The 23,407-nt window shown below is 73.5% G+C and carries 29 protein-coding genes and 1 pseudogene; 14 read left to right on the top strand and 16 right to left on the bottom strand.

Annotated features, from left to right (window positions below; genetic code table 11):
- Together amrb99_RS02490 and amrb99_RS02495 are read right to left on the bottom strand one after the other, a co-directional pair.
- A complete protein-coding gene (locus amrb99_RS02490; protein ID WP_190851659.1) occupies positions 1-543 on the bottom strand; it encodes a TlpA family protein disulfide reductase in 543 nt (180 codons plus the stop codon).
- Positions 544-711: 168 nt separating this feature from the next.
- Entirely contained in the window at positions 712-879 is a 168-nt protein-coding gene (locus amrb99_RS02495; protein WP_190851661.1) for a hypothetical protein, read from the bottom strand.
- Between the two features lie 416 nt (positions 880-1,295).
- Here amrb99_RS02495 and amrb99_RS02500 point away from each other — a divergent pair, with 416 nt between their 5' ends.
- The 3 genes from amrb99_RS02500 (at position 1,296) to amrb99_RS02510 (ending at position 4,094) form a co-directional block, all read left to right on the top strand.
- A complete protein-coding gene (locus amrb99_RS02500; RefSeq protein ID WP_190851664.1) occupies positions 1,296-2,978 on the top strand; it encodes a DUF2207 domain-containing protein in 1,683 nt (560 codons plus the stop codon).
- Positions 2,979-3,039: 61 nt separating this feature from the next.
- Positions 3,040-3,672, top strand: coding sequence for a TetR/AcrR family transcriptional regulator (locus tag amrb99_RS02505; RefSeq protein ID WP_190851666.1), 633 nt, complete (start codon positions 3,040-3,042; stop codon positions 3,670-3,672).
- On the top strand, positions 3,669-4,094 hold the full coding sequence (locus amrb99_RS02510; RefSeq protein ID WP_190851668.1) for a PaaI family thioesterase: 426 nt from the start codon (positions 3,669-3,671) through the stop codon (positions 4,092-4,094). The genes amrb99_RS02505 and amrb99_RS02510 overlap by 4 nt, the downstream gene beginning before the upstream one ends.
- Here amrb99_RS02510 and amrb99_RS02515 read toward each other — a convergent pair whose 3' ends face one another.
- Together amrb99_RS02515 and amrb99_RS02520 are read right to left on the bottom strand one after the other, a co-directional pair.
- Positions 4,095-4,505, bottom strand: coding sequence for a hypothetical protein (locus amrb99_RS02515; protein WP_190851670.1), 411 nt, complete (start codon positions 4,503-4,505; stop codon positions 4,095-4,097).
- A 427-nt stretch (positions 4,506-4,932) separates the two neighbouring features.
- A complete protein-coding gene (locus tag amrb99_RS02520; RefSeq protein ID WP_241755171.1) occupies positions 4,933-5,535 on the bottom strand; it encodes a TetR/AcrR family transcriptional regulator in 603 nt (200 codons plus the stop codon).
- 81 nt (positions 5,536-5,616) lie between these two features.
- Between amrb99_RS02520 and amrb99_RS02525 the strand changes: the two genes are divergently transcribed.
- Positions 5,617-5,919, top strand: coding sequence for an antibiotic biosynthesis monooxygenase (locus tag amrb99_RS02525; protein ID WP_190851673.1), 303 nt, complete (start codon positions 5,617-5,619; stop codon positions 5,917-5,919).
- A gap of 108 nt (positions 5,920-6,027) precedes the next feature.
- Here the strand turns inward: amrb99_RS02525 and amrb99_RS02530 are convergent, their stop codons facing one another.
- Together amrb99_RS02530 and amrb99_RS02535 are read right to left on the bottom strand one after the other, a co-directional pair.
- The gene (locus tag amrb99_RS02530) at positions 6,028-6,468 is read right to left on the bottom strand and encodes a DUF6069 family protein (protein WP_190851675.1); all 441 of its coding nucleotides are present in this window, start codon (positions 6,466-6,468) and stop codon (positions 6,028-6,030) included.
- A 133-nt stretch (positions 6,469-6,601) separates the two neighbouring features.
- Positions 6,602-7,189, bottom strand: coding sequence for a DsbA family protein (locus tag amrb99_RS02535; protein WP_190851683.1), 588 nt, complete (start codon positions 7,187-7,189; stop codon positions 6,602-6,604).
- Positions 7,190-7,303: 114 nt separating this feature from the next.
- On the opposite strand from amrb99_RS02535, the gene amrb99_RS02540 reads away from it, so the two are divergent.
- Together amrb99_RS02540 and amrb99_RS02545 are read left to right on the top strand one after the other, a co-directional pair.
- Positions 7,304-7,891, top strand: coding sequence for a TetR/AcrR family transcriptional regulator (locus amrb99_RS02540; RefSeq protein WP_190851685.1), 588 nt, complete (start codon positions 7,304-7,306; stop codon positions 7,889-7,891).
- A gap of 83 nt (positions 7,892-7,974) precedes the next feature.
- Positions 7,975-8,634: a class I SAM-dependent methyltransferase gene (locus amrb99_RS02545; protein WP_190851686.1), complete on the top strand. Its 660-nt coding sequence runs from the start codon at positions 7,975-7,977 to the stop codon at positions 8,632-8,634.
- Positions 8,635-8,769: 135 nt separating this feature from the next.
- Here amrb99_RS02545 and amrb99_RS02550 read toward each other — a convergent pair whose 3' ends face one another.
- Positions 8,770-9,237 carry an ArsI/CadI family heavy metal resistance metalloenzyme gene (locus tag amrb99_RS02550; protein WP_190851688.1) on the bottom strand — a complete coding sequence of 156 codons (468 nt, stop codon included), beginning with the start codon at positions 9,235-9,237 and terminating at the stop codon, positions 8,770-8,772.
- Between the two features lie 138 nt (positions 9,238-9,375).
- Between amrb99_RS02550 and amrb99_RS02555 the strand changes: the two genes are divergently transcribed.
- A complete protein-coding gene (locus amrb99_RS02555) occupies positions 9,376-9,756 on the top strand; it encodes a metalloregulator ArsR/SmtB family transcription factor (RefSeq protein ID WP_190851691.1) in 381 nt (126 codons plus the stop codon).
- A 43-nt stretch (positions 9,757-9,799) separates the two neighbouring features.
- Positions 9,800-10,222: an arsenate reductase ArsC gene (locus tag amrb99_RS02560; protein ID WP_347256501.1), complete on the top strand. Its 423-nt coding sequence runs from the start codon at positions 9,800-9,802 to the stop codon at positions 10,220-10,222.
- Positions 10,223-10,277: 55 nt separating this feature from the next.
- Here amrb99_RS02560 and amrb99_RS02565 read toward each other — a convergent pair whose 3' ends face one another.
- Together amrb99_RS02565 and amrb99_RS02570 are read right to left on the bottom strand one after the other, a co-directional pair.
- Entirely contained in the window at positions 10,278-10,679 is a 402-nt protein-coding gene (locus tag amrb99_RS02565; protein ID WP_190851693.1) for a VOC family protein, read from the bottom strand.
- A complete protein-coding gene (locus tag amrb99_RS02570; protein WP_190851696.1) occupies positions 10,676-11,551 on the bottom strand; it encodes an ArsR family transcriptional regulator in 876 nt (291 codons plus the stop codon). Before amrb99_RS02570 ends, amrb99_RS02565 begins: the two co-directional genes overlap by 4 nt.
- 52 nt (positions 11,552-11,603) lie before the next feature.
- Here amrb99_RS02570 and amrb99_RS02575 point away from each other — a divergent pair, with 52 nt between their 5' ends.
- From amrb99_RS02575 to amrb99_RS02585, 3 genes are all read left to right on the top strand, one after another.
- Positions 11,604-12,938, top strand: coding sequence for an APC family permease (locus amrb99_RS02575; protein WP_190851698.1), 1,335 nt, complete (start codon positions 11,604-11,606; stop codon positions 12,936-12,938).
- Positions 12,939-13,019: 81 nt separating this feature from the next.
- Entirely contained in the window at positions 13,020-13,385 is a 366-nt protein-coding gene (locus amrb99_RS02580; RefSeq protein WP_190851701.1) for a metalloregulator ArsR/SmtB family transcription factor, read from the top strand.
- A complete protein-coding gene (locus amrb99_RS02585) occupies positions 13,385-14,713 on the top strand; it encodes a GNAT family N-acetyltransferase (protein ID WP_190851703.1) in 1,329 nt (442 codons plus the stop codon). The genes amrb99_RS02580 and amrb99_RS02585 overlap by 1 nt, the downstream gene beginning before the upstream one ends.
- On the opposite strand, the gene amrb99_RS02590 is transcribed toward amrb99_RS02585, so the two are convergent.
- Complete coding sequence (locus amrb99_RS02590; RefSeq protein ID WP_190851705.1) at positions 14,653-15,099, bottom strand: nuclear transport factor 2 family protein; 447 nt, start codon at positions 15,097-15,099, stop codon at positions 14,653-14,655. The genes amrb99_RS02585 and amrb99_RS02590 overlap by 61 nt on opposite strands.
- Before the next feature lie 208 nt (positions 15,100-15,307).
- Here amrb99_RS02590 and amrb99_RS02595 point away from each other — a divergent pair.
- Positions 15,308-15,795: pseudogene (locus amrb99_RS02595) on the top strand (response regulator transcription factor).
- A 46-nt stretch (positions 15,796-15,841) separates the two neighbouring features.
- On the opposite strand, the gene amrb99_RS02600 reads toward amrb99_RS02595, so the two are convergent.
- Positions 15,842-16,411: an NUDIX domain-containing protein gene (locus tag amrb99_RS02600; protein WP_190851707.1), complete on the bottom strand. Its 570-nt coding sequence runs from the start codon at positions 16,409-16,411 to the stop codon at positions 15,842-15,844.
- Positions 16,412-16,517: 106 nt separating this feature from the next.
- Positions 16,518-17,303, bottom strand: coding sequence for a type I methionyl aminopeptidase (map, locus tag amrb99_RS02605; RefSeq protein WP_190851709.1), 786 nt, complete (start codon positions 17,301-17,303; stop codon positions 16,518-16,520).
- 87 nt (positions 17,304-17,390) lie between these two features.
- Between map and amrb99_RS02610 the strand changes: the two genes are divergently transcribed.
- Entirely contained in the window at positions 17,391-17,660 is a 270-nt protein-coding gene (locus tag amrb99_RS02610) for a helix-turn-helix transcriptional regulator (RefSeq protein WP_190851711.1), read from the top strand.
- Positions 17,661-17,688: 28 nt separating this feature from the next.
- On the opposite strand, the gene amrb99_RS02615 is transcribed toward amrb99_RS02610, so the two are convergent.
- From amrb99_RS02615 to amrb99_RS02630, 4 genes are all read right to left on the bottom strand, one after another.
- Positions 17,689-18,447, bottom strand: a complete 759-nt coding sequence (locus tag amrb99_RS02615) for an alpha/beta hydrolase (protein ID WP_190851714.1) — start codon at positions 18,445-18,447, stop codon at positions 17,689-17,691.
- 3 nt (positions 18,448-18,450) lie between these two features.
- Positions 18,451-19,389: an RNA polymerase subunit sigma-70 gene (locus amrb99_RS02620; RefSeq protein ID WP_190851716.1), complete on the bottom strand. Its 939-nt coding sequence runs from the start codon at positions 19,387-19,389 to the stop codon at positions 18,451-18,453.
- Between the two features lie 60 nt (positions 19,390-19,449).
- Positions 19,450-21,651: a bifunctional glycosyltransferase family 2 protein/CDP-glycerol:glycerophosphate glycerophosphotransferase gene (locus amrb99_RS02625; RefSeq protein WP_190851719.1), complete on the bottom strand. Its 2,202-nt coding sequence runs from the start codon at positions 21,649-21,651 to the stop codon at positions 19,450-19,452.
- 234 nt (positions 21,652-21,885) lie between these two features.
- Complete coding sequence (locus amrb99_RS02630) at positions 21,886-22,170, bottom strand: MerR family transcriptional regulator (RefSeq protein ID WP_241755192.1); 285 nt, start codon at positions 22,168-22,170, stop codon at positions 21,886-21,888.
- Between the two features lie 781 nt (positions 22,171-22,951).
- Between amrb99_RS02630 and amrb99_RS02635 the strand changes: the two genes are divergently transcribed.
- Positions 22,952-23,407: an STAS domain-containing protein gene (locus amrb99_RS02635; RefSeq protein ID WP_190851723.1), complete on the top strand. Its 456-nt coding sequence runs from the start codon at positions 22,952-22,954 to the stop codon at positions 23,405-23,407.

Consider the following 23,407-nt stretch of genomic DNA (forward strand, 5'->3'; position numbering starts at 1 on the left):
TCAGTGCCTGCCGGCGGCCTGCCCGGACGGCCGCCGCGCCCCCGGCGGGTCGGGCAGGTCGCCGACCCGTCCCGCCGTGGCGAGGACCCGCCGGTCGCCGACCAGGTACAGCGCCGGGGTCCAGGTGTTGCGGAACGCCCGCGCCACCGGCCCGCCGTCGGCCTCGGCCGCGACGACCCGCGCCACCGGGTTCAGCGTCCGCACGGTCTCCGGGTCGTCCCCGCCGACCACCACCAGCACGTCGTCGCGGTCGAGCCGGCGGGCCCGCTCGACGAGCTCGGGCAGCAGGTCGTGGCAGGCCGGGCAGTCGGCGGACAGGAACGCGACGACGCCGCCGAGGACGTCGTGATCCACCGGCTCGCCGTCCGTCGTCACGGCGGCGAACTCCCCGATGGACGCGCCCGGCCCCAGCTCGAACGGCAGGTCCGCCGCGGCGGGGCGGCCGGCGTCGGCCCGCAGCCGCCGCAGGATCCCCATCGTGAGCAGCATGTTCAGCAGGCAGGCCACGCCGAGCAACACCACGGCCGCCACCAGGTAGGGCATCGGGAACTCCTCGCGAACAGGTCGATCGATCTCGTCGAAGGGGGTGGACAGGAGCCCGCCCGCGTCCCGCGCTCCTTCTTTCCGGGCGCCGGACGGCGGGCCTCGGGCGCCGGGCGGCGGCGGCCCGCGGTGCGCGCCGCCGCCGCCCGGACCCGTCCCTGGGTCGGGTCAGCAGGAGCTGCGGATCTTGGTCCACTGGCAGCCGCTGTCCAGGCAGCAGAAGCGGTACCAGTAGCCCGGGTGGCCGGCGGCGTTGCAGAAGTAGCCGCCGCTGCAGGCGGACGCGGTCGCCTTGGGCGCGATCCGGTCGAGAATCCGGTCGACGAGACGGTTCACGGTTTTCTCCCTTTCTTCGGGCATGCTGGGGACACGCATTGAAGCAATGGCTGAAACGGCTTTATCGAAACCGGCTGACCTGCGGTATCACGTCCCTTCGCGGTGAAGTCCCGTGGGGGGCGGGAATGAACCCGGCGACTAGTATTGCTCCTCCCTTCACGCTCCCCGCAAGACCTTGATAATCAGCGGTCGATCACTTGTGAACTTTCGATGACGGACGCCTCGCCCATGATCGACATTTCTCAGGTTTAGCGGCGGCCGGAGGTGATCGGCCCGCCGGGCGGTGCCCGACCGCACCCGGAGGAACGCGTTCCGTCATAGGCCGGATGGACGGCCCGGGCGTGCGGGCGGAGCGGACCGGGCCGCCGGGTAGGGCCGGGCAGAACCGGGCGCCCGTTTCCGGAGTCGTACGACGTATGCGGCGGATCTTGCTCGGCGCGGCGGCGGCCTGCCTCGCGCTCCTCTTCCTCGCCCCGGCGGCGTCGGCGGCGCCCGTGCAGGAGCGCATCCGGTCGTACGCGGTCGATCTGGCGGTGGACCGGGACGGTGTCCTCCATGTCCAGGAGAGGATCGTCTACGACTTCGGGGGCGCGCGCCGGCACGGCATCGAGCGGCGCATCCGGACCGGTCGCGCGTCGATCGGGAACGTGCGCACCGGCAGCCCCGACGCGCCGGCCGGACGGTCCGTCACCCGCTCCAAGGGCGCCGTGGACGTGCGGATCGGCGACCCGTCCACGCTGGTCACCGGCGTGCACACCTACACGCTCGACTACACCGCGAAGCACGCCGTCCGGTCGGACGTCCTGGACTGGAACGCGGTCGGCACCGAATGGAAGGTCCCGATCGACGTGGCGACCGTCCTGCTCCGGGCGCCGGCCGCCTACCGGTCCCTGGCCTGCTACGCCGGGCCCCGCGGTTCGACCGCGCCGTGCGCCGGCGCGTGGAACACCGGGCAGGGCAGCGCGGCCTTCGGGCAGCGGCTGGAAGCGGGGCAGGGCATCACCGTCCGGGCAGTGCTGCCGCACGGCGCGGTGCGGCCGCAGCCGTCCGGGGAGGGCGGCTGGCGGGTCGGCGCGCTCGGCTGGCTCGCGGTCCCGGCGGCGTTGCTCGCCGTCGCGGCCGAGGTGGTGGTGTTCCTGCGCCCCCTCCACTGGGCGGGCATGGACTCCGCCGCGGCGGTCCCCGCCGCCGTGCCCGCGGAACTCACCGTCCTGTGCACCGACTGGGCCGCCGAGGCCGGCGGAGCCGACCTCGGCGCGAGCATCGCCGTGGACCTCGCCGCTCGCGGGCACCTGAGGATCACCCGGCCGGCCGGCGGCGGGCCGCGGCTCCGGCTGACCGGCCCCCGCGACGGCGCGGACCTGCGGCCTTACGAGAAGGCGTTCCTCGACGAGGTGTTCTCCGGCGGCGACGAGGCCGCCGCCGAGGACGTCGACGGTCTCGGGCTGGCCCGGCGCCTGCGTCCGCTGGTGGAGGATGCCGTCGACGCGCACGGCTGGCGGCGGCCCTGGTCGGCGGGCGTGCCCCTGCTGCGGTTCGCGTCGGTGCTGCTGGGTGTGGCCGGGGTCCTGTGCCTGGTCTACGGCCCGGTCGTCGGCGGCGCCGTGACGGACGTGACGGCCTGGGGCGCGGCCCTGCTCGTGGCGGCCCCGGTCGTCTGGGTGCGCTCGCGGCGCATCGACCTCTTCACCCGCCGTGCTCAGCAGCTCAGGGACGAGGCGGACCGCTACACCGGGGGCCTCGTGATCAAGGACGTGCCGGACGCCGAGGACCTCCCGTTCGCGGTGGCGCGGCGATACGCGGGGATCCTCCGCAGGTACGTCGCGCGACGGGGCGGCCCACCCGAGTGGTACACCGACGACGGCCCGGAGAAGGGACTCCAGGACCGCTTCGCCGAGGTCGCGACGGTGTTCGTCGACGCGTCCGCGCGGAAGGCGAAGCGCACCCAGGGGACGCTGCCCCGGACGCTCTCCCCGACCCGGCGGACCAGGTCCGGATGGGGCGGGTCGAGCCACGGCCCCATCGGCGGTTTCGGCGGCGATGGAGGCGGGGGAGGGGTCGGCGGCGGTGACGGCGGCGGGGGAGGCGGCTCCTGGTGAACCCCCCGTCCGGGCCCCGCGCTTTTCGGATCACTGATCCGAAAAGAGGTAGGGTGGCGGCGTGGGACGGCGGAAGACGCGGACCGAGGCGATGCGCGGCGACGTGCTGGCGGCCGCCGGGCGGCTGCTGGAGACGGGCGGCGCCGGAGCGGTGACCACCCGGGCGGTCGCCGCCGGGGCGGGAACGTCGCTGGCGGCGGTGAACGAGCTGTTCGGCGGCAAGGCCGGACTGGCCCGCGCGCTGTTCGCCGACGGCTTCGCGCGGCTGGCGGCGGACCTGCGCGCCCTGGAGCCCACCGGCGACCCCGAGGCGGACGTGCTCGAACTGGCGCTCGCCGTCCGGTCGTTCGCCCGCCGCGCCCCGCACCTGCACGAGGTGATGTTCTCCCGGCCGTTCGCCGAGTTCCGCCCCGGCGCGTCCGACGCCCGCGCCGCCGAGGAGATCCACGCGATCGTCGTCGGCCGGGTCGCGGCCGTCCTCGGGCCCGACCGCGCCCCCGGCTCGGCCCGGGACGCGGCCATCGGCCTGTTCGCGACGGTCCAGGGGCTGCTGGCCCTGGACTCCTCCGGACTGCTGGGCGGCGGTCCGGAGGCGGCCGACCGGCGCTTCCGCCTGACGGTCACCGCGACGCTGCGCGGCCTCGCCGCGACCGCGTCCCGCGACCCCCGTGCCGCCGCCGAGGAGGCACCGTGACCGACGCACGCCCCGACTTCGTCCCCTACGACCGGCCGAGCCCGCTGCTCACCGCCATCGGCGGCTTCCTGCGCCACCGCGACGACCCGCTGCGCGCCCGATTCCTCGTCGAGGGCCCCAAGACCAACGCCCGCGGGCTGCTGCACGGCGGGGTGATCGCCTCCGTCGGCGACGTGGTGATCGGGCACGCCCTGGCCGTCCGGACGGACCCGCCGACACCGCTCATCACCGTCAACCTGTCCTGCGACATGGTCGGGACCGCCAGGGAGGGCGACTGGGTCGACATAGCCGTCGTCCCGACGCGTACCGGACGGCGGCTCGCCGCGGGGACGGCGACGTTCGCGGCCGGCGGGCGCGTCATCGCCAACGTCAGCGCGCTGTTCATGCCGTCCCGCCCGGCCGCGGCCGCCGGCCGACCCTGATCAGCGCGGAGAGCTGCCGTAGACGACGCCGACGACGAACGGGTACGCGGCACCGGCGGAGTCCACGCTCACCGTCAGGGCCGCCGGTTCCCGGACGTGGTACTCCGCGGGCAACGGGCGGTACATCGCGTCGCTCGCCCACGGCCTGTAGAGCCTGCCGACGGTCGCGCCGTAATGCGGGTGCATGAAGTCGAGCCCGCCGGACGGCATCGGCTCCAGCGCCAGCCCCTCGGGCAGTGCGATCGTGAACCCGAAGCGGGTCGGGGCGCCCGGGCCGCGGGCGACCGCGAGCCATGCCGCGCCGTCGGCGGTCGTGAGCGCGACGACGTCGGTGGCGGCGGCGACGCCCGTGAACACCCGCATGGTGGGACGCGGCATGAGGGCGCCGGTGGCGGAGTCCGCCAGGTCCATGCGCATGTGGATCGGCTGCCCGGTCTTCGCCGATACCCACACGCCCTCGTGAACGGACGCTCCGAGAACGACGCCGGGATTCCCCGCCTCCCGTGGCTGGCCGCCCCGCCCCTCTATCGTCAGCGACGCGATTTGCTCCGCGGTGAGACCGCCCTGTTCACCGCTGTATTCACGACCCAGCATGTTTCCCCCCGCTGCGTGAATTCGTGGTCATGGTGCCCGCTCGCGAGATCCGGCGAAGCCCCCTTGCCGTTCGATTCTCGTGGCAACGCGACTGTAACCCGGCATTCAGCGCACTTCTGAGCCCTTTTCTCCGTTTCGGTAGTCCTACCGAAACGGAGAAAAGGTGAGCGGGGTGGCCCGTCGCGCCTCGGTACGTTGACCGACGCGGGCGTCCCCGCCGTCACGATCGTGGTCGTCCCCGCCGTCAGGATCGGCGGGCGTCGGGCCACGCCCGGAGGGCCGTCTCGGCGATCTGCTCCAGCTCGCTCTGCGCGGCGCCGTCACGGGCCCGGGCGGACATGCCTTGCATGACGGCGGCGTAGAAGGAGGCAAGCCCGCGGGCGTCGGTGTGCGCGGGGAGTTCGCCGGTCCGGACGGCGGCCCGGAGTACGTCTTCGAGCGCGCGGGTGCCCGCTTCGCGCAGATCGCGCAGGTGCGCGGCGACGTCGGCGGACTGCGGAGAGCAGTTGGTGGCCGCGCTGATCAGCATGCAGCCGTGCGGGAGGCCGGGCCGGGTGTAGGCGGCGGCCGCCTCGTGCAGCAGGCGCCGGACGGCGTCGCGGGCGCCGGTCTCCTCGGCGAGCGCGCGCCGGGTGAACGCGGCGTAGGTGCCCAGGTAGCGGTCGAGGGCCTCCAGGAACAGGGCGCGCTTGTCGCCGAAGGCCGCGTAGAGGCTCGGCGCGCCGATGCCGAGCGCCTTGGTGAGCATGGCGACCGACGTGGCGTCGTAGCCGTGCTCCCAGAACACGGCGATCGCGTCCTCCAGTGCCCGGTCGCGGTCGAACGACCGGGGGCGTCCCGTCCTCATGCCCGACATTCTATAGCGATCGATACAGATGTGGGGTAGCGTACTTTTCAAACGATCACTACAGAAGTGAGGGGCGCCCCGATGGTCACCGTGGGACTGTTCATCCGCGTCGAGGCCAGGCCGGACAAGGTCGACGAGGTGGAGGCGAGGTTCAAGGACGTGGTGGAGATCGTGCGCGAGGAGGGGAAAGCCGTCGTCTGGTTCGCGCTACGGCTCGGACCGACGACGTTCGCGATCTACGACGCGTTCGCCGACGACGCCGACCGCCGGGCCCATCTGGAGGCCAACCTGCCGGCCCTGCGAGCCGCCGGCGCGGACCTGTTCGCGGAGCCGCCCACCGTCGAGCACATCGACGTCGTCGCCGGACTGATCCCCGGGCACTGACCCGTCAGGGCGGGCCCCGGCCGCCCGGTCACGGCCGCGGGCCCCATCTCCCTGCCGGGTGATGGGGCTGTGGGGTCCGGGTCGCGGACGCGGCGTCCCTCCGCGGGGTCAGCGGGTGCGGGCGGCGGGCAGGCGGCCGGCGACGAGCGGGACGACGATCGCCGCGGCCACCAGGTGGGTCAGCATGAGGACGGCCCGGGTCGACGGCGCCGCCGGGACGAGGAGGTCGGGCGCGAACGACAGCGCCGTGAGAGCGGCGGTGGCCACCAGGAACGTGCGCTTGGGCGTCGCGGCCCAGCGCCGCAGCGCCACGGCCAGGACGATGCCGATCGCGGAGCACACCAGGGTCAGCTGGGTGAAGCCGAGCAGCGGGATCGGCTCGCCGTCGACGTCCAGGGAGATCCCGGCGGCGTCGGCGACGGCGGCGATGCCCGTCGTGGCCACCGCGGCGGCGACGGCGGCGAGCCCGCCGGTGCGCCACAGCGCGACGGCGCGGGGCGAGGTCGTGGCGGTCGTCGACGGAGCGGTGGTGTAGCCGGTGATGCTCATCTGCTTGCCCTTTCGTCTTTGTACGAGGCGCTGTGTTCGTAGGAGAGACCGGGCATGCCGAGCGAACTCATCGGTCGGATCGGGGCGATCTGAGATTTTTTTCCGGCCACGGCTGCGCCGGGCCGTTCGGGGATCAGGCGGCGGCGGTGCGCAGGGCCGCCCGCTTCAGTTCGCCCCGCAGCGCCGCGAGCGACACGGCTCCGACGAGGAGGGTCCCGTCCGGGAACCGGAAGACCGGCACCGGCGGGCCGGACGGCGCGAGATCCGCACGGGGCCGCTCGCCGTCCTTCCCGGCGTCCCAGGGCACGCCGACGGCGCATGCCAGGCTCCGCAGCACGCCCGCGTCCGCGATGTCCAGACCGTCGGTGAAGTGGGCGCGGTACAGGCGGGCGGCCATCTCCTCCGCCCTGCCGTGCGCGGCCGCCAGCGCGATGAGCCGATGGGCGCGGGAGGTGTCGGCGGGCACGATCCGGTCCGTCCTCATCACCAGCCCGTCGGCGGCCGCCGCCCGCGCGATCTGCTCGGCGCGCGCGGTGGGGGCGAGCGGGGACGGGCCGCCGTCCAGCGGCGTCCCCGCTGAACGGACGGCGGTCTGGTACGGCCTGAAGACCACCGTCAACGCGCCGCCGCCGGCCCGGTGCTCCTCGGCGGCCCGGCGGAAGCGGGCGTAGCCGAGCGCCGACCAGCTGCAGGCGATGTCGTGGGTGATCTCAACCTTCATCGGCCTTGTCCTTTACTGGCGGCACGGATCGTTCCGTGCCGCTTCAGGATGCCGGGGCCCGCGAACCAAGTCAACACGGAACGTTCCGTATCGCCTAGACGGTATGCTGGGCCCATGTCCCCGAGACGTCCCGATCGCCGCAGTGAAGAGGCGGCCAAAGCCGTCGTCCAGGCCGCCATGGAGCTGTGTCAGGAGGTGGGGTACCGCAAACTCAGCATCGAGGGCATCGCCGCCCGCGCCGGCGTCGGCAAGAACACGATCTACCGCTGGTGGCCGTCCAAGGCCGCCGTGCTGCTGGACGGGCTGCTGACCACCTGGAGGACGGACGCGACGTTCCCGGACACCGGCGACTTCGTCGCCGACATCAAGACGCAGATGGCGGCGGCCTCGCGCATCCTCGGGGACCCGGACGTCTTCCCCCACTACCGCGCGCTGATCGGCGAGGCCCAGCACGATCCCGAGATCCACCGGGCCCTGTGGGACAGCTTCATCGGCCACCTGGCGGGCGCCGCCGCCGACCGCATCAGGATCGCGCAGCGCGAAGGCCAGGTCCGGGCCGACGCCGATCCGGACCTGGTCACCGAACTGCTCTACGGCGCCGCCTACTACCGCCGGCTGCTCACCCCCCGCGCCGCCGACACCGACCACATCAACGCCATCGTCGACCTCGCCTTCACCGGAATCGCCCCGCCCGCCGAGTAGACGCGGAGGCGCCGCGCCGAACGGCACCCGGCATAGTGAGGAAGGACGGGGTCGTTCAGCGAGGACTCGAGGGGGAGCGAACGATGTCCGGACCGGGAGCGCCGCCGCCTGTGCGGCATCCGATCTTCGCGCGGTTCTACGCGCGCATGTCACCGCTGATGGAACGCGGCCTCGGCCGGTACCGGACGAGGCTCCTGCACGGCCTCTCCGGACGCGTCCTGGAGGTCGGGGCCGGCGCCGGCGCCAACTTCGATCACTATCCGGCCGAGGTCACCGGCGTCCTGGCCGTCGAACCGGAGGCCCGGCTGCGGCGGGTGGCCACCACCGCCGCACGGCGGGCACCGGTGCCGGTGGAGGTCGTCGACGGCCTCGCCGACCGGCTGCCCGCCGACGACCGGTCCTGCGACGCCGTCGTGGCCTGCCTGGTGCTGTGCACGGTGCCCGACCCGGCGAACGCCCTCGCCGAGCTCTTCCGTGTCGTGCGGCCCGGCGGGCAGCTCCGGTTCTTCGAGCACGTCCAGGCCGGCGAGCCCGCCCGCCGGCGCATGCAGCGCCTCGCGGACGCCACCGTGTGGCCGATCGTCAGCGGCGGTTGCCACACGAGCCGCGACACCGCGGCGGCGATCGCGAACGCGGGCTTCGTCATCGACGACCTCGAAACGCTCCAGCACTCCGACACCGGCATGCCGTTCCCCGCCGCTCCGCAGATCCTCGGCACCGCCCACCGGCCGGGCAACGGATGACCGCGGCCCGGCAGTGGCCCGGCAGTGGCCCGGCAGTGGCCCGGCAGTGGCCCGGCAGTGGCCCGGCAGTGGCCCGGCTGCGGCCGGGCCGCGCGACCGGAGCGGCCTGCCGCGGCCGACCGCCTGACCGGGGATTCAGCAACAACTCGACCCGGTGGCGGACCGGGAAGGCTCGTCGTCGCCCGCCTTCTCGCCGGTCGTGCAGCAGGCGGAGTCACCGGCCTTGGCGAGGGTGCCGGCGTCGGCCTTGACCGTGTAGACCTCCCAGGGTTCGCCGCCGGGGCCGTGGACCCAGACCTTGTCCTGGAGCGCGTAGCAGCACGAGGTGCCGTTCTCCTCCAGCGTGGCGAGCCCGGCGCCGGCGAGCCGCCGTGCCGCGTCGTTGACGAGCCCGGAGTCCTCGACCTCGACGCCGAGGTGGTCCATGCGGGTCGGCTCGCCGTCCTCGCCCTCGATCAGGACGAGCTTGAGCGGCGGCTCGGCGATGGCGAAGTTGGCGTAGCCGGGCCGGAGCTTGGCCGGCTCGGCGCCGAACAGCTTGGAGTAGAAGGCGATCGAGCCCTCCAGGTCGGACACGCGCAGGGCGAGCTGGACGCGGGACATGCGGTTCCCCTCGGGTCGTGGGCGGTGCCGGCCGCCCGCCGGTCGGCGGGCGCCCCGGTGAACGCTGTTTAGATGAGCATCTAAGTAGCCGACGGGCCGAGTTTGCATCTCTGAATAGATGGATGTCAAATTAGATGCATGTCCAAGCAGCGGTTGCCGATCGTGAACCCCGCCGACGCCGAGGGGGCGTGCTGCGCGCCCCTGGTCCGCGAGCCGTTGAGCGAGACCGAGGCGGCCGAGCTGGCGCCGCTGTTCAAGGCGGTCGCCGACCCCGTCCGGCTGCGGCTGCTGTCGTTGATCGCCTGCCACGAGGGCGGCGAGGCGTGCGTGTGCGACCTGACCGCGGCGTTCGACCTCACGGCGCCCACGATCAGCCACCACCTGAAGGTCCTCAGGCAGGCCGGTCTGATCGGCTCCGAGCGGCGCGGGACCTGGGTCTACTACTGGCTCAACCCCGGCGTCCTGGAACGGCTGTCGGCGATCCTCGGGCCGCGCGCCACCGCGGCGGCCGTCTCGTGACCGGCACCGGACCGGGCCGCCGCCCCGCCTCGGGGGAGGCCCCGTGACCGAGGCCGCCGGCGTGCCCGAGGTGCTGTTCGTGTGCGTTCACAACGCCGGGCGTTCCCAGATGGCCGCCGCCCTGCTGGACCACCACGCCGCCGGGCGCGTCCGCGTCCGCTCGGCCGGGTCCGCGCCCGCCGGCGCCGTCGATCCCGCCGTCGCCGAGGCGATGGCCGAGATCGGTCTCGACCTGTCCACGGAGTTCCCGAAGCCGTTGACCGGCGACGCCGTCCGGGCCGCCGACGTCGTCATCACCATGGGCTGCGGCGACGTCTGCCCCGTCTTCCCCGGCAAGCGCTACCTCGACTGGCGGCTCGACGATCCCGCCGGGCGGCCGGTCGAGCAGGTGCGGCCGATCCGCGACGAGATCGACGCGCGGGTGCGCGCCCTGCTCACCGAACTCCTTCCGGCGGAGTCGCCGTGACGTGCAGAGCCGCCGCCCGGCGGCGCCGCACGCCGCCGATGGCCGCCGCGACGGGCTAGGGGCGCGACGCGGCGGGCCGTGCGGCGGGTTGGAACACCTCGACGAGATTGCCCGCCGGGTCGCTGAGCAGGATCTGGCGTCCGCCCGGGCCGGAGACGACGTCGCCGCGGAACGCGACGCCCGCCGCGCGGAGGCGGGCGATCTCGGTGTCCAGGTCGTCGACGATCAGGTGGATGCGGTTGCGGCCGGCGTCGGCGGTGTCGGCGGGAGTGGCGCGGGCGCCGGAGCTGGCGGGGCCGGACAGCAGCAGCCGCAGCGGTCCGCGCACCACGTCGGCGAAGGCGGGCGCGGCGCTGTGGCGGAGGGCGAAGCCGAGGTGGCCGGTATAGAAGTCGACGGCCGCTTGGACGTCGTCGACGAGGTAGCGGACGCTGGCGTACTGGTCGGTCGCCGTCATGGGCGGGCCTCCGATGCGAGGGCGAGGACGGGCAGCAGGTAGCGGACGCGCGTGTCGATGTCGGCGGCCGCGCGGGCGAAGGCGGCCTCCTCGGCCTCGCGGCCCCGGTCGTCCGGACCGGTGGGATCGGACGAAGCAGTGGGATCGGGTGGAGTGGCGGGATCGGGGATGCTCCAGTGGATCCGCCGCGTAAGGCCGTCGAACTCGGGACAGACCTCCCGGGCCTTGTCGCACAGGGTGATCACATAGTCGAACCGGCGGCCGTGCAGGGCGTCCAGGTGCCGGGGCCGCTGGCCGGCGATGTCGATGCCGTACTTCTCGCGGAGGACCCGCACCGCGCCGGGATGCAGGGCGGCCTTGGGGCGGGTGCCGGCGCTGATCGCGTTCACGCGTCCGGCGGAGTGGTGGCGCAGCAGCGCTTCGGCGATCGGTGAGCGGGCGCTGTTGCCCGTGCACACCACCAGCACTTCGCACGGGGGCCGGTGGTGCCGCGCGTCCGGGAGCGTCGGGGGCGCGACGAGGCCGCGCAGCGCCGGATGCAGGGCGGCCCCGGTCGCGGCGAGGGCGTGCGCGCAGCGGTCCAGGTCGAGGCGGTAGTAGCTGTCGCGGCCGTCGAAACTGCTGCGGGTCGCGGTGACGAGGCCGCCCTCGCGCAGCAGCCGCAGGTGGTAGGACACCAGGTTCTGCGGTGCGTCGGCCCGCGCCATGAGTTCCCGAACCCGCAGGTCGCCGGTGGCGAGTGCGGTCAGCAGCCGCCAGCGCACCGGGTGGGCGGCCAGGCGCACGAACTCCGGCACGTCGTGACCCGCTCCGCCCGCTCCGCCCGCGCCGGGCGCGCCGTGCCCCGGGACGGCTTGACTCGGTGACCGCATGCTCGGCACGATACATCAAACCAGTTTGATGGAATAGCGGTTGGAGCCGGCGATGCCGTCTGGACCACTCCCGGGGCCCGGGACCGCCGGGACGTCGGCGGCACCGCCCGGCGGCGGTGCCCTCGCGCGCCGGCTGGGGACCGGGGACGCGGTGGTGATCGGGCTCGGGTCGATGATCGGGGCGGGGGTGTTCGCCGCGTTCGGCCCCGCCGCGCGCGCCGCCGGGACGGGGCTGCTGATCGGGCTGGTGATCGCCGCGGTGATCGCCTACTGCAACGCGGTCGCCTCCGCGCAGCTGGCGGCGGCCTACCCGACGTCCGGCGGCACGTACGTCTACGGCCGCGAACGCCTCGGCGACTGGTGGGGCTTCACCGCCGGGTGGGGCTTCGTGGTCGGCAAGACCGCCTCGTGCGCCGCGATGGCGCTCACCTTCGCCTCCTACGCGGTGCCCGGTCCCTGGTGGACGCAGCGCGCCGTGGCCGTCGCGGCCGTGCTGGGGCTGGCCGCGCTCAACTACCACGGAGTGACAAAGACCGTCCTGCTCACTCGCGTGCTCGTCGCCACCAGCCTGATCGCCCTCGCCGTCGTGGTCGCGGGGATCGCGGTGGGCGGCCACGCCGGCACCGCGCGGCTGGGCGGCTGGTCGTCGCTGGGCTCCGGCGGCGCCTACGGCGTTCTTCAGGCCGCCGGCCTGCTGTTCTTCGCCTTCGCCGGGTACGCCCGCATCGCCACCCTGGGCGAGGAGGTCCGCGACCCGCGCCGCACCATTCCCCGCGCGATCCCGATCGCGCTGTTCATCACCGTGGCGGTCTATCTGGCCGTCGGGACCGCGGCGCTGCTGGCCGCCGGGCCGCACCGGCTCGCCTCCGCGACCGCGCCGCTGGCCACCGCCATCGACACCGCGGGCGCCGGCGGTCTGGCGCCGGTGGTGCGGGTGGGCGGCGCACTGGCGGCGCTCGGCGCGCTGCTGGCGCTGATCGCCGGCATCGGACGCACCGTCCTGGCCATGGCCCGCCACCGCGACCTGCCGGGCCGGCTCGCCGCCGTCCATCCCCGCCACCGGGTCCCGCACCGCGCCGAGGTCGCCGTGGCGGCCGTGGTCGGCGTGCTGGTGGCCACCGCCGACCTGCGCGGCGTGATCGGCTTCTCCTCCTTCGGCGTCCTCGTCTACTACGCGATCGCGAACGCCTCGGCGTTCACCCAGCCGGCGTCCGACCGCCGCTGGCCGCGCCCGCTCAACCTGCTCGGCGCCGGCGGATGCCTCGTCCTGGTCGCCACCCTGCCCTGGCCGTCGGTCGTGGCCGGGGTGGGCATGTTCGCGATCGGCCTGGCAGGACGATGGGTGATCCTGCGCCGCCGTACCTCGGCCCAGCCGCCTCCCGGGTAGGCGCCGCGGTCGAGCGAGCCCGGGAGTATCCGCCGCACGCCTCTTTCCCGCGGCGCTTTCATCGTCTATCGTCGATTAACGATGAAAGAGGCGAACGGGCCGCTCGATCGGCCGACGGCGACCGAGTACGCGTCCTGGTTCAAGGCGCTGGCGGACCCGACCCGCGTCCAGATCGTGTCCCTGCTCGCCCGGCAGGGACGGCCGATGAACGTCGGCGAGATCGTCGACGCCGTCCACGTCGGCCAGTCGACCGTGTCCGCGCACCTCAAGGTGCTGGCCGAGGTCCGGTTCGTGCTGGTCGACCGGCACGGCACCGCCCGCTTCTACCGGATCAACACCGCGTGCGTGGAGTGCTTCCCCACCGCCGCCGACCTGGTCATGGGACGTCCCGCACCGGCCGCGCCGACCTGCCCGCCCGAGGAAGAGCCGCCCGAGGGAGACGACTGATGCCCGATTCCGGCACCGGCGGCACGCCCGCCACCGACGCCATCGTCGCTCGTTACTCCGCTCGCGCCCGAGCCGCTCTGGCCGGTGACACACCACAGGACGACTGCGGGAGCGGCGATTCGTGCTTCGGCGCCGCCGCCTACCAGGCCGAGGACGAAGTGCCCGAGGCGGCGCTGCGCGCCAGCCTGGGCTGCGGCAACCCCCTCGCCGTCGCCGACCTCCGTCCCGGCGAGACCGTGCTCGACCTCGGGTCGGGCGGCGGCCTGGACGTGCTGCTGTCGGCCCGCCGCGTCGGCCCGGCCGGGACCGCCTACGGCCTGGACGCCAGCGAGGACATGCTCGCCCTCGCCCGCGCCAACGCCCGCAAGGCCGGCGTCGGCAACGCCCGCTTCCTGCACGGGCGCATCGAGCACGTCCCGCTCGACGACGCCGACGTGGACGTGGTCATCTCCAACTGCGTCATCAACCTCGCCGCCGACAAGGCCCGCGTGCTCGCGGAGGCCTTCCGCGTCCTGCGCCCCGGCGGCCGCCTCGGCGTCAGCGACATCATCGCCGAGCCCGGCCTCGACCCCGGCCGGCGCGCGGCCGTCGAACAGGACGCCGGCTGCCCCGCGGGCACCCTGACCGTCGAGGAGTACCGCCGCCACCTGCTCGCCGCGGGATTCACGACGATCACCGTCACGGTGAACCATCAGGCGGCGCCCGGTCTGCACTCGGCGATCGTGCGGGCCGGGAAGCCGGCGTCCCCGCCCGGCACGCTCATCCGCCCCATGCGCTCCGAAGACGCCGCCGGCGTCCTGGCGATCTATCAGGCCGGTCTCGACACCGGCGACGCGAGCTTCGAGACCAGCGCACCGAGCTGGGAGCGTTTCGACCGCGCGAAGCTGCCCGGCCACCGGTATGTCGTGGCCGACGCCACGGCGGGGGCGGTGCTGGGATGGATCGCCGCCTCCGCCGTCTCCGACCGGTGCGTGTACGCCGGGGTCGTCGAGCACAGCGTCTACGTCCACCCCGACCACCGGGGCCGCGGTCTCGCCTCGGCGCTGCTGCGCGCCTTCGTCGACTCCACCGAGAGCGCCGGCATCTGGACCGTCCAGTCCGGCGTCTTCCCCGAGAACACCGCCAGCCTTCGCCTGCACACCCGGGCCGGTTTCCGCGCGGTCGGCGTCCGGGAACGGATCGGGCGCCACCACGGCCGCTGGCGCGACGTCGTCCTCCTCGAACGCCGCAGCCCGTCCCGGGCCGGCGAGTGCGCCGATGCGGGCGGTCAGGGTTCGAGGTCGACCACGCCCCTGCCGGTCGGGACGTCGAGCGGCACCGAGACCTGATCGTGCACGATCAGCCAGGTCCCGTCGATCTTCTGAAGGCAGTAGGTGACCCGCACCCACATGCCGTCCACCGCCGTCCCGTCCTTGAGCGTGCCGCTGAGACGGGCGAAGGCGTGCCCGAACGCCAGCCCGTCGCCGACGGTGAGCGCCAGATCGCGAACCTCGTACGTCACGTCGCCGAAGACCGCGAACACTCTCGCCCAGTTCTCGAGCTTGGCCTCAACCCCCAGATGCTGCAGCGGCGGCTCGATGTCGAAGGACACGACGCCCGGCGCGTAGGGCCGCTTCAGCGCTTCGAGATCCTTCGCGCGGAGCCCGTCGATGATCTTGTCGATCTGCCCTCGGATCTCGGCCTCTTCGGCCTCGCGTTGCGTGGGTGTCAGCATGTCGGCCTCTCCTTCGCTGGATGTGCGGCTGCGCACAGCAGGAACGCTATGACGTTCAGAGCATGCTGTCGAAGATCAATATTGCTATGACGCTATGCCTTCCGAGGCATCGGGCCCTCGGCCGGGCGGCCTCCTTCGGGCCGGCGCGGGAAGGGGCGGCCGGTAAGGAAGGCGGTAACGGACGCGCGGTAGAGCGTGGGCCACCTCGGTGCGCGTGCGGCTGCTGCGGGACCGGGAGGACATCGTGGTCGCCGACATCGTGCTGATGGACGTCCGCATGCCGATCAAGGACGGCGTCACGGCCACCGCGGAGATCACCGCCCGGGGCCTGCCGGCCCGCGTGCTGGTCCTGACCACCTTCGAGCTGGACGAGTACGTCTTCCCCGCCGTGCGCGCCGGGGCCAGCGGATTCCTGCTCAAGCGCAGCCCGCCGGAGACCCTGTCCGGCGGCGCCTCGACCGCCTCACCGCGCGCGAGCACGAGGTGCTGCTCCACCTGGCCCGCGGGCGGTCGAACGCGGAGATCGCCGGACGGATCCACGCCGCCGAGGCCACCGTCACGACCCACGTCAAGCGGATCCTCGCCAAGCTCGGCCTGCGCGACCGGATCCAAGCGGTCGTCTTCGCCTACGGCCACGGCCTCGTCCGTCCGGCCGGCGGCGAGCGAGGAGGCCCGGCCGCTCCCGGATCCGAGTGACCGGACGCGCCATGGCGCGGTGCACCGGGCGCTCGCCGAGCCCCGGCTACGGGTGGTGCCAGGGGAGCTGCGTGGGCTCGCCGCCGCCGGGGCCGGTGAGCAGCGCGGTGAGCAGGGCCGCCAGCCGCAGCGGGTAGACGGGTTCGGGCGCGTTCTCCAGTTCGGCGATCGGCCACCAGCGGTACTCGCTGATGCTGCGGCGCTCCACGTCGGTGAACCCGGTGGTGTCGATGTCGGTCGCGGCCGTCCGGTACAGGAAGTAGTCGTCGCGGAACATGCCGCGCACCCATCCGGGGAAGTCGGCGTACCCGGACGAGAAGGCGACGGTGGGGCCCAGGTCGCCGGGCGCGGCCACCAGGCCGGTCTCCTCGAGGAGTTCGCGGGCGGCGGCCTCCGCGAGGGTCTCGCCGTCGTCGACGCCGCCGCCGGGGGTGATCCAGCAGTGGCCCGCCTTGGGCCTGCGGTGCACGGGCGGGAACCGCCTGCGGTGCACGCGCGGGAACCGGAAGAGCAGCACGCGTTCGGCGTCGTCCACGAGCAGCACGCGGGCGGTGCGCCGCCGGTACCGGCCGGCGTCGTCCTCGCCGGTGCCGTCGGCGGCCGTCGGTGATCGCATACCCGCCATCTTCCCCCATGGCGGGCGGAGGGACGCCGGCATCGGCTTGCGCGCTCGTCCTCGCCCGGTGTCGATCACGGCGGCCCTTCGCGGCCGCCCGGCGGGATCAGCCGCCCGGGTTCTCCGATTCGCGCCGGGTGAGCACGAGGGGAGCGTCCTCGGTGATGGCGACCGTGTGCTCGGAGTGGGCGGTGCGCGAGCCGTCGGCCGACCGGATGGTCCAGCCGTCGGGGTCGTAGACGATGCGGTCGGTCGTCCGCGCGAGCCAGGGTTCGAGTGCGAGGGTCAGCCCCGGCCGGAGCGTCATGCCGCGGCCCGCCCGGCCCTTGTTGGAGACGTGGGGCTCCTCGTGCATGGTGCGGCCGATGCCGTGGCCGCCGAACTCGGTGTTCACCGGGTAGCCGTAGTCGCTGGCCACCTTCCAGATGGCGGCGGAGATGTCGCCCAGGCGGTTGCCCGGACGCGCCATCTCGATCGCCGCCTCCAGCGCCTCCTCGGTGGCGCGGACGATCCGCAGGTCCTCCTCGGCGGGGGTGCCGACGATGACGGTGCGCGCGGAGTCGGCCACCCAGCCGTCGATGCCGACGGCGATGTCCGCGCTGAGCACGTCCCCGTCGCGCAGCGTGTAGTCGTGGGGGAGGCCGTGCAGGACGGCGTCGTTGACCGACAGGCAGATGACGTTGCGGAACGGGCCGCGGCCGAAGGACGGCGCGTAGTCCCAGTAGCACGACTCCGCGCCGCGCCGCTTGATCATGCCGCGCGCGTGCTGCTCCAGGTCCAGCAGGTTCACGCCCACGTCGGCGACGCGGCCGATCTCGGAGAGCACCTCGGCGACGAAGCGCCCGGCCACGTGCATCCGTTCGATCTCCGCCGGCGTCTTCAGTTCGATCACGAGTACCTCACGTCCCAGGGTGCTGGTATTACTATACCGAAACCTTAGCACTTGCCGGTATAGTAATACCAACCCTATCCTGGGGGCATGGTCCGCCAACCGCTCACACCGGAGCAGATCGAAGCCGGCAGGCGTCTCGGCGCCCTGCTGCGCCACGCGCGAGGGGGACGCGACCTCGCGGAGGTCGCGGACGCGGCCGGCATCTCGCCGGAGACCCTGCGCAAGATCGAGACCGGACGGCTGCCGTCCCCCGGATTCGGCACGATCGTCCGCCTCGGCGAGGCGCTCGGCGTGCCGATCGAGGAGCTGGCGGCCACCTGGCGCGGCAGCGACCTGCCGCTGGAAGCCGTCTCCTAGCCGCCGCCGCGCCGGGCCGCCACGTCATCTACGCCGTCGGGGCGTGGCCCGCGCGGGAGATGGGCATGTAGGTCGGCGCGGGGTCGGTGGTCAGGAAGGTCCGGACCATGGCGCGCACCGTTTCGGGGTGCTCCATCAGCAGCAGGTGGCTGGCGTTCGGCAGGACGGCCAGTTCGGCTGCGGGCAGCGCCCGGTAGAGCGCGATCGTGTGGTCGAGGGTGACGAGGTCGTCGTCGCCCGCCAGGACCAGCGTGCGGGCCTTCACCGCGCGCAGGTCGGACGGGTCGGGGGCCGGTTCGGTCGCGGCCGCGTCCGCGATCTTCCGGACGACGACGGGGAAGTGGTCGCGGCCGTCCGGGGACACCTCGGCGTAGGCGTCGACGATCGGCGGCGGCATCGGCCCGTCCGCCGACGGTCTGAAGACCATCCCGTCGAGGTCGTAGGCCGTGCTGATCAGGACGAGGCGTTCGACCAGGTCGGGACGGAGCATCGCGGTCCGCAGCGCCACGCTGCCGCCGGCGCTGTAGCCCACCAGGCGGGCGGGGCCGCCGACCACCCGGTCCAGGAACGCGATCGTGTCGCGCGCCATGATCTCGATGGTGATCGGGCCGGGCGCGTCGGGCGTGCGGCCGTGGCCGCGCCGGTCGGGCAGGTAGAGGTGGAAGGCGTCGGCGAGGCCGTCGAGGTTGCCGGTGAAGCAGCGGCCGTCGGTCATCCCGCCGTGCAGCAGGACCACGGGGGCGCCCGTGCCGTACTCGGCATGCCACATGTGAACGGTGTCGGTCATGCACTACATACGGGACGGCGGCTCCGGAGTCATCGGCAGCCCGAACACCGGGAACAGCGAGGCGTCGAGATAGGTGGTCATGGCGGCGATCAGCCCGTCCCGGACGTCGATGACGACCAGGCCGAACGCCCGCCCGTCCCGGTACTGCGCGAAGGCGGCCGACCCGTTGGCCGCGGCGCGGACCAGGCGGTCGCCGGCGCACGCTCCGCCCGCCCCGAGCAGGGCCGTGCGGATCGCGTCCCGGCCGCCGAGCCACCAGGCGAACGGCGGCATCGACATGGTGGCGTCCCGGTGGAGCAGCGCCACCAGGCCGTCGACGTCGTAGGAGGTGAACGCCGTGACGTACCGGTCGAGCAGCTCCTCGTCGATCTCGCCGCCCCCGGCCGGCGGGCGCCGTGCGGACAAGGCCGCCCGCGCGCGTTGCAGGGCGCTGTTGACCGCCGCGGTACTGCTGCCGAGCAGCGCGGCCGTCTCCTCGGCCGACCAGCTCAGCACCTCGCGCAGGATGAGGACCGCCCGCTGGCGCGGCGGCAGGGACTGCAGGGCGGCGACGAACGCCAGCCTGACCGCGTCGCGCTGGACGGCGAGCTCGGCCGGGTCGCCGCCGGACGGCAGCACGAGCCGGTCGGGCACCGGCCGCACGAACGCGCCGGGATCCAGCGGCGCGCCGAGAGCGCTCCCGACCTGCGCGGCCGGGCCGAGATCCATCGCGAGCGCGCGCCGCTGGACGGCGCGGGCCATGTCGAGGCAGACGTTGGTGGCGATCCGGTACAGCCAGGTGCGCAGGGCGGCCCGGCCCTCGTCGAACCGGCCGGCGTTCTTCCAGGCGCGCACGAAGGTCTCCTGGACGGCGTCCTCGGCCTCGGCCGCGCAGGCGAGCATCCGATAGCAGTGGGCGGTCAGCTCCACCCGGTGCGCTTCCAGCCGATCCTCGAACCCCATCCGGCCACATTAAGGCCCGCTCCCAAGGCGGTCAGGCGGCGGCGACGCGGGCGGCGGGGGTCACGTCCCGCTGAGGAAGATCCTCTCCACGGCGCGCTCCGCCGCGCGGCCGTCGTCCCAGGGGCAGAACCGGGCGCGGAAGGCGTCGCGGGCCTTGGCCGCCGTGTCGCTCCACGGCGCGCCGGTCCGGAACGCCTCGATCATCTCGTCCTCGGTGCGGGCGAGGACGCCGGGCGGCGCGGCGGTGATGTCGAGGTTGACGCCCCTGGTGAGCCGGTAGGTCTCCCAGTCGTTGGCGAGGACGACGATCGGCCGGTCCTCCAGGACGGCGTAGTCGAACATGATCGAGGAATAGTCGGTCAGCAGCACGTCGGAGGCGATGCAGAGGTCCTCGACCGACGGGTGGCCGGAGACGTCCATGACCCGGTCGTCGCCCCCGCCGTCGTCCGCCGCCGGATAGTAGTAGTGCGGGCGAAGGAGCAGGACGTACTCGTCGCCGAGCTCGCGCGCGAACCGGTCGATGTCGAACATGGGCCGGTAGCCGTCGCGGTACTCCCGGTGCGTCGGGGCGTACAGGACCGCCTTCTTGCCCTCGGGGACACCGAGCCGGGCGCGCAGCCGGGCCCGCTCGTCCTGGGTCGCCGTGGCGAGCCGGTCGTTGCGCGGATAGCCGATCTCCAGCAGCTCGTAGCGGCAGGGGAACCCGCGCTGCCAGGCCTCGCTGGACAGCGGGTTGGACGACAGCAGGAAGTCCCAGCGGTCCGCGCGGGCGATCTGGGCCTTGAAGTCGAGGCCCTTGGCGCCGACGGGGAACGCCATCTGGTCCAGCCCCATCTTCTTCAGCGGGGTGCCGTGCTGGGTCATCACGTGCACCTGCCCGGGACGCTTGATGACCGCGTTCGGGAACGTGACGTTGTTGACGAGGTACTTCGCCCGGGCCAGCACCCTCAGATACCGCAGCGTGCCGGGCGCCACGGTGTCCACGCCGTCCGGCACGGGCCCTGCGGCTCCGGGCTTCACCACCCAGACGCCGTGCAGGTGCGGTGCCATCTCCGCGGCCTTCCCGTAGATGGCGGCCGGGTTGCAGGCGACGCCGCGGTACCAGTACGCGGCGTACACCACCAGGTTCTCGTCGATGGGCATGCGCAGTTGCACGCGGTAGTAGAGGCGGCCGAGCAGCCGCCTGCCCGTGCGCCTGCCGCGCCGCGCGAACCGCACGGCCGTCCGTGGCAGCGCGCCGCCGCGCCGCCGCGCCTTGGCCAGCGTGACGGCCAGCCGGTACGGCGCGTAGGCGCCCCTGTCGATCAGCCGGTACTTCACGGCCTTCAGCCGCCCGCCGGAAACGCGCCGCCCGGACGGCCGGCGCCGCCGGGAGAACTCGGTGATCCGGCCGAAGAACTCGCGGCGGTCGGGCGGGGAGATCCGGTCCTGCCGCTCCAGGATCATCAGCGCGTGGCCGATCACCCGGTCGAACATCAGGCCGCGGAACGGCTCGGTGCCGGGACGGGCGTCCATGAACTCGAAGATCCGCTCGTACTGGTCGAAGGCGTCGAAGTGGCGGCGGCTCGCGCTGCTCGTGATGCCGCCGGAGCGGCGCTGCCGGTAGACGTAGCAGACCCGGTCCAGCAGGCTCAGCCGCTCGGCCGCCATCAGCAGCGGGAACGTGACGTTGAGGTCCTCGTAGTAGCCGGGGCTGAAGCGGAGCCCGAGGCCGAGCAGGTACTCGCGGCGGATCACCTTGTTCCAGGCCGCCATCATGATCCGCAGGACGTCCGGCCGGTCCGCGCACCGGAAGGAGTCCGGCGCGGGCGGGTCCCGGAAGTGGCGGCCGCCGGAGTTCGGCACGCGGGTGCCGTCCCACAGCTCGCGCTCGTGGTCGACGAGCAGCACGTCGGGCCGGGTCTTCGCCAGCCGGTCCAGGACCGCGCGGACCGCGCCCTCGGTCGCGTGGTCGTCGCTGTCGAAGAACCAGACGTACTCGCCCGCCGCCATGTCGAGCCCGATGTTGCGGGCCTGCCCGAGCCCGCCGTTGCGGTCCAGGTGGCGGACGCGGAGCCGGGGGTCGGCCGCGGCCATCTCGTCCAGGATCGCGCCGCAGTTGTCGGGGGAGCGGTCGTCCACCGCGATGACCTCGATTCCGGCGGCGGCCGGGTCGAGGATCGATTCGAGGCACTGGCGGACATACCCCTCGACCCCGTAGACGGGCACGATGACGCTGAGGACGGGGGAGTCGGAGCGGGGCGTGGTCTCGGGTGGGGGCATCGCCGGTCCCTGGTGACGACGGTCGTCCGGCCGGCTCTCCGGCCGGACGCGACCGGCCGGCGGACCGTCGGCACGCGCGGCGTCCTCTGCGTTCACAGCCTGGATATGCGCTGCTCAGCCGGGTGCAAACGTGTCCCGTCGACCGTTCACGGCTACCTACTATAGCGATAGTAGATAGTCCCGCACCCGCGTGGCATCGGACGCCGTCACCTCAGGCCGCCGGCACCGGCCGGATCATCCGGGGGGCGGGGGAGGGTTCTGCGAGTCGCGGTCCCGCATGAGCCGGGCGTTGATGCGCTGGGCTTCGGCGAGCTGGTCCTCGAGGACGATGATGCGGCAGGCGGCCTCGAGCGCGGTCCCCTCGTCGACCAGGTCGCGGGCGCGCTGCGCCAGCCGCAGCTGGTAGCGGGAGTAGCGGCGGTGGCCGCCGGACGAGCGCTGCGGGACGAACAGCCGGGCGTTGTCGAGGCTGCGCAGGAACGCGGGGGTGACGCCCAGCATCTCGGCGGCGCGGCCCATGCTGTAGGCGGGGTAGTCCTCGTCGTCGAACTTGTCCTCGAGGCCGGCGGGGTCGTCCTGCCCGGGGGTCTCGGGGTGGTGCCGGTCGTGCCGGTCGTGCCGGTCGCCGGCCTCGGCCGGCTGGGATGCCTTCATGAACCTTCCGTACTGCCCTTGGTCGGCAGCGACGACAAACGGGGGCCCCGGCGCCAGAGTGCGGCGCCGGGGCCCGAAGGTACAACACCATCTACCGGCTCTGAAGAGCCGGTCTTCCGCGTGTGCCACTCTGATGACCGTGGGACCGCGGGGATCGCGGATGCGTGACCGTAGACCACCTTCCAATCCGTGGAACTGCGGTACCCGCGCGGCGTGACTGGAGCCTGCAGCGGGCGATCCCGATGGCGTCGAACCCTCCTTTCCTCGACATCACTACCTGTACTGCGTTTCTCGGTACTGCGTGTTTCCTTGCGTACTGCTTTTTCTTGCGTTGTGTCGCTCCCGGCGGCCCGTTGGTCGCCGGTCCGGCCGGCTGCCGGAGCCCCTTGCACTGCGTTGGCCCCGGCACGCCCGGCCGGTGTCATCCATACCGTCCGGCAGTTCGTTCTCTGCCGCTTCTCATGGACTCGTCTCTCTTCGATGACAGGAACACTACCCGCCGCTCTCTCGAAAATCTACCTCGTTCACTACAGAGTTTCGTAGATCACACCTTGGGCTTCTCTGTGCCGGCCGTGTGTGCTCCGGCCGGTAGCGGGTAAACGGCCAGGCAGCACGCGCTTAGCAGGGAACCCGGGGAGTGACGGCCGTGGGTTTGATCGTGGAGAGCCGGTTCCCGCCGGCGGACGGCGGCCTGGCGGTCGTGACCCTGGCCGGCGAGCTGGACGTCGCCTCCGCGGCCGAGCTGCGCGGTCACCTGGCCGCGCTGATCGGCGACGGCGCCGGCCACCTCATCCTGGACTTCGCCCGGGTCGAGTTCGTCGACTCCAACGGCCTCGGCGTGCTGGCCGGCGTTCACCGCCTCCTGCGGTCCCCGCCGCGGCCGGAGACGGACGAGCACGGCGCCGATGGGGGCGTGCTCGCCGTCGCGGCGGTGAACCAGCGCGTCCGCCAGGTCCTGCGGACCAGCGGCTTCACCCGGATCATCCCGATCTACCCCTCGGTCGAGACGGCGATCGTGGTCCATCAGGCAGGGCCGCACCATCGGCCCGCACCGCACCACCGCCCCGCACAGCGGGACCGGCCGGCACAGCGGGACCGATGA

It is taken from the genome of Actinomadura sp. RB99 (assembly GCF_014706005.1).
In the GTDB taxonomy this organism is placed as follows: domain Bacteria; phylum Actinomycetota; class Actinomycetes; order Streptosporangiales; family Streptosporangiaceae; genus Spirillospora.

Coding starts and splice junctions, on each gene's coding strand:
- amrb99_RS02490 (WP_190851659.1), bottom strand. CDS start 543: ATGCCCTACCTGGTGGCGGCCGTGGTGTTGCTCGGCGTGGCCTGCCTG.
- amrb99_RS02500 (WP_190851664.1), top strand. CDS start 1,296: ATGCGGCGGATCTTGCTCGGCGCGGCGGCGGCCTGCCTCGCGCTCCTC.
- amrb99_RS02515 (WP_190851670.1), bottom strand. CDS start 4,505: ATGGACCTGGCGGACTCCGCCACCGGCGCCCTCATGCCGCGTCCCACC.
- amrb99_RS02520 (WP_241755171.1), bottom strand. CDS start 5,535: ATGAGGACGGGACGCCCCCGGTCGTTCGACCGCGACCGGGCACTGGAG.
- amrb99_RS02525 (WP_190851673.1), top strand. CDS start 5,617: ATGGTCACCGTGGGACTGTTCATCCGCGTCGAGGCCAGGCCGGACAAG.
- amrb99_RS02530 (WP_190851675.1), bottom strand. CDS start 6,468: ATGAGCATCACCGGCTACACCACCGCTCCGTCGACGACCGCCACGACC.
- amrb99_RS02535 (WP_190851683.1), bottom strand. CDS start 7,189: ATGAAGGTTGAGATCACCCACGACATCGCCTGCAGCTGGTCGGCGCTC.
- amrb99_RS02540 (WP_190851685.1), top strand. CDS start 7,304: ATGTCCCCGAGACGTCCCGATCGCCGCAGTGAAGAGGCGGCCAAAGCC.
- amrb99_RS02545 (WP_190851686.1), top strand. CDS start 7,975: ATGTCCGGACCGGGAGCGCCGCCGCCTGTGCGGCATCCGATCTTCGCG.
- amrb99_RS02550 (WP_190851688.1), bottom strand. CDS start 9,237: ATGTCCCGCGTCCAGCTCGCCCTGCGCGTGTCCGACCTGGAGGGCTCG.
- amrb99_RS02555 (WP_190851691.1), top strand. CDS start 9,376: ATGTCCAAGCAGCGGTTGCCGATCGTGAACCCCGCCGACGCCGAGGGG.
- amrb99_RS02565 (WP_190851693.1), bottom strand. CDS start 10,679: ATGACGGCGACCGACCAGTACGCCAGCGTCCGCTACCTCGTCGACGAC.
- amrb99_RS02570 (WP_190851696.1), bottom strand. CDS start 11,551: ATGCGGTCACCGAGTCAAGCCGTCCCGGGGCACGGCGCGCCCGGCGCG.
- amrb99_RS02575 (WP_190851698.1), top strand. CDS start 11,604: ATGCCGTCTGGACCACTCCCGGGGCCCGGGACCGCCGGGACGTCGGCG.
- amrb99_RS02580 (WP_190851701.1), top strand. CDS start 13,020: ATGAAAGAGGCGAACGGGCCGCTCGATCGGCCGACGGCGACCGAGTAC.
- amrb99_RS02585 (WP_190851703.1), top strand. CDS start 13,385: ATGCCCGATTCCGGCACCGGCGGCACGCCCGCCACCGACGCCATCGTC.
- amrb99_RS02590 (WP_190851705.1), bottom strand. CDS start 15,099: ATGCTGACACCCACGCAACGCGAGGCCGAAGAGGCCGAGATCCGAGGG.
- amrb99_RS02600 (WP_190851707.1), bottom strand. CDS start 16,411: ATGCGATCACCGACGGCCGCCGACGGCACCGGCGAGGACGACGCCGGC.
- amrb99_RS02610 (WP_190851711.1), top strand. CDS start 17,391: ATGGTCCGCCAACCGCTCACACCGGAGCAGATCGAAGCCGGCAGGCGT.
- amrb99_RS02615 (WP_190851714.1), bottom strand. CDS start 18,447: ATGACCGACACCGTTCACATGTGGCATGCCGAGTACGGCACGGGCGCC.
- amrb99_RS02620 (WP_190851716.1), bottom strand. CDS start 19,389: ATGGGGTTCGAGGATCGGCTGGAAGCGCACCGGGTGGAGCTGACCGCC.
- amrb99_RS02625 (WP_190851719.1), bottom strand. CDS start 21,651: ATGCCCCCACCCGAGACCACGCCCCGCTCCGACTCCCCCGTCCTCAGC.
- amrb99_RS02630 (WP_241755192.1), bottom strand. CDS start 22,170: ATGGGCCGCGCCGCCGAGATGCTGGGCGTCACCCCCGCGTTCCTGCGC.